Below are 2975 nucleotides of genomic sequence, written 5' to 3'. Positions count from 1 at the left end.
GTGGGGGATAAGGAAAACCCCCACTGATTGAAGTTTCACTTTATCTGATTATTAAGAGAATACGTAACTGTTTTTAATTTTATGTACCCGTTTCCATGAAATTTTAAACAGAAAAGCACTTTAGAATCCTCTACCGGTTTGTTATGATTAAATTTGTCTTGTTGTTAAAAAGAAATAATATTGTTAAACTCGGCAATTTATATATAATGGGGTATTTTTATGAAAACAGCAAAGTTACATAATAAGACTGTGAATCTGAAACAATTGAACAGAGAAAGTTTTCAGCATATTTATGAAGAAGGCAAAAAAGGAAAGCTGTTCTGCCCTGAATGCGGAGCTTCTGTCCGTTTGTATTTGGGAATTCTTGATGAACCTCATTTTTATCATATTCATCAAGACAGCAGAACGTGCAGAGATATAATTTTTAACCCCGAACCAGTCCAGACTGAGAATGAAGAATATATAGAAAGAAATGGGTTTAAAATTCCTGTTTCGAGGTCAATTGCTTCAGCCGCAATAAAGGAAACCGAATCAGCCTTTAAAAAAGCTCAGCCGGTAAAAAATATCCCCCCCTATAGAAAAGAAGGTACTGCCAGTCCCAGTTTCCCTGATGAATACCTAAAGTCCCTTTTACAGGCAGGTGTATTCTTGGATAAACAGCAGGCAGCGGCTGTGTCTCATTTAGATGGCCCTCTGCTCGTTCTGGCAGGTGCAGGCAGCGGCAAAACCCGTGTTTTAACAACACGGACTGCTTTTATGCTTCGCGAGAAAAATATCGACCCTAAATCCATTATGCTTGTTACATTTACAGCTAAGGCTGCTGCTGAAATGAAGGAGCGTCTTATCCAATACCCCGGAATGGATTCCCGAAAGGTTAGGCAAATCGTTTCAGGCACTTTTCACAGCTTATTCTATCGGATACTTTCTTTCCACAATCCCAATAAATGGGCTTCAGGAAAGCTCCTTAATAAAGAATGGCAACGGGAACAGATTATTAAAGAATCCAGCAAAGACTTAAAACTCGATGAAAAGGAATTTGCCTTTGATCTTGCCCTCCAGCAAATCAGCTATTGGAAAAATTCTCTTATCGTACCTGGCAAGGTTAACCCAAAGAATGAATGGGAGGAACAAACTGCGATTCTTTATCAAAGGTATGAACAAACTAAAACAAAAAAAGAATTATTTGATTTCGATGATATGCTCACAGGCTGCCATGCCCTTTTTCTGGAAGAACCTGAGATTCTGGAACAATATCAAAACCGCTTTCATTATTTCCTGATTGATGAATTCCAGGATATTAATAATGTTCAATATGAGCTAATGAAAATGCTGTCTGATAGAACTAAAAATGTCTGTGCCGTGGGAGACGATGATCAATCTATATATGCCTTCAGAGGAAGCGATCCCCAGTATCTTTTGGATTTCGAAAAAGATTTCCCTGGTGCCAAGGTAATAACATTGAATCAGAATTACCGCTCTGCTCATGAGATTGTATCAGCTGCAAACAAAATTATTTCTCTGAATAAATTTAGACGTCCCAAAAGCATGAGTGCTCAATTTTCCGGTGGACAGCACCCCTTCCTCTTTTTTCCTTATGATGAGGAAGAAGAAGCTACGATGATCCTGACTGATATCCGGGAAAAAATTGAAGAAGGATATGAACCGGGGGATTTTGCAGTATTATTCCGTACCCATACCGGGAGCAGAGCCATTTTTGAGCGGCTGGCTAATTCCAGCCTTCCTTTTAAATTGGATCAAGATGCCGAATCATTTTATGATCGATTTATTGTTCGAAGCATGCTTGCTTTTCTAAAGCTATCGGTAAATGAGGATGACCAAAATGCTTTAAAGGATATGCTGCCTTCTTTGTTTATTAAACAATCCGTCCTTCAGGATATTAAGGCAGAAAGCATCTTACAGGATTGCTCATTGCTGGAGAGCCTGAAGTTTATAAGAACAGGCTTTGCTTTTCAGGAAAGCAAATTGAAAAAAGTGATCCCTGTTACAAGATCAATCTCAGGGCTTACTCCAGCCACCGCAATTGAAACGGTTGAAAAAGAATTGGGATTTCAGGACTTTATAAAAAAACGAGGCAATGAAGGCAATAAAATGGATAAAGGCTCTGATGATATAAAAGATTTGAAGGTCGCTGCACGTAATTTCCAGTCTCTTCAAGAGTTTCTGGAGCATACTGAACATATGAAAGCCATGAACAAAGAGATCAAGCGCCTAAGCAGAAATAATGATAATGCCATTACATTAAGCACTATCCACCGTGCAAAAGGGCTTGAATATAATGTGGTATATGTTGCCGGTGCAGTTGAAGGAAACCTTCCACATGACCATGCTCTGGAAGCTTACCGTTCAGGCGAGTCTGCCCCTTTAGAGGAAGAACGAAGATTAATGTATGTTGCTGTAACAAGGGCCAGGAAGGATTTGTATATATCTGTGCCGGAAAAAAGGCGTGGACGGAAGGCATATCCATCAAGGTTCCTTGCCCCCATCACAAGAAGCGGCAGAAACAAAAACGAAAAATAAACAGAAGACCTGGCTGCTAACCCGGCCAGGCCCTCCTGTTATTTTTTATTCATCATCTGGGAAATGGTATTAAAGTCAAGCTGCTTACCATCAGCAACGATCGATTTGACAATCTTATCTTCCATATCCTTAGAGACGGGTTTGTTTGCAATCTGCGAAACCCTTTTGATTACATTTCGCACTGTTTTCTCATCTTTAAAATTTGCACTCTGCAAAGAGCCGGCCAGTTCAAATACATCCTTCATATTTACGCCTGTTTTCTTTTCAAGGTTTTTAAAAAAGTTGTTATCCATGCTGCTCAATCACGCTCCTTCATTTACTCTTTTATATCTTATGAAGGTGGGCGAAAAACGTGAAATGTATTAATCATTTATCGCAGTCTCACGGGCAGTAAGACCCCCGCTTCAAGACTAAGAGGAATCAAAGGAGGATAAGTG

The 2975-nt window shown here is 39.6% G+C and carries 2 protein-coding genes; one reads left to right on the top strand and one right to left on the bottom strand.

From position 1 onward, the window contains the following. Positions 1–219: 219 nt before the first annotated feature. Entirely contained in the window at positions 220–2538 is a 2319-nt protein-coding gene (locus CE058_RS11415) for a UvrD-helicase domain-containing protein (protein ID WP_163142644.1), read from the top strand. 38 nt (positions 2539–2576) lie between these two features. On the opposite strand, the gene spoVIF is transcribed toward CE058_RS11415, so the two are convergent. Then, the gene (spoVIF, locus tag CE058_RS11410; protein WP_076256981.1) at positions 2577–2831 is read right to left on the bottom strand and encodes a sporulation-specific transcription regulator SpoVIF; all 255 of its coding nucleotides are present in this window, start codon (positions 2829–2831) and stop codon (positions 2577–2579) included. Positions 2832–2975 lie beyond the last annotated feature (144 nt).

This window comes from Bacillus sp. 22-7 (assembly GCF_010628845.1).
Classification (GTDB): domain Bacteria; phylum Bacillota; class Bacilli; order Bacillales; family Cytobacillaceae; genus Cytobacillus; species Cytobacillus firmus_B.
Note: the sequence above shows the minus strand (reverse complement) of the source record. Positions and strands in the feature narration are given on the sequence as shown.

What these genes read in the sequence shown, in the direction of transcription:
- CE058_RS11415 (WP_163142644.1), top strand. Translation starts at nt 220, where the DNA reads ATGAAAACAGCAAAGTTACATAATAAGACTGTGAATCTGAAACAATTG.
- spoVIF (WP_076256981.1), bottom strand. Translation starts at nt 2,831, where the DNA reads ATGGATAACAACTTTTTTAAAAACCTTGAAAAGAAAACAGGCGTAAAT.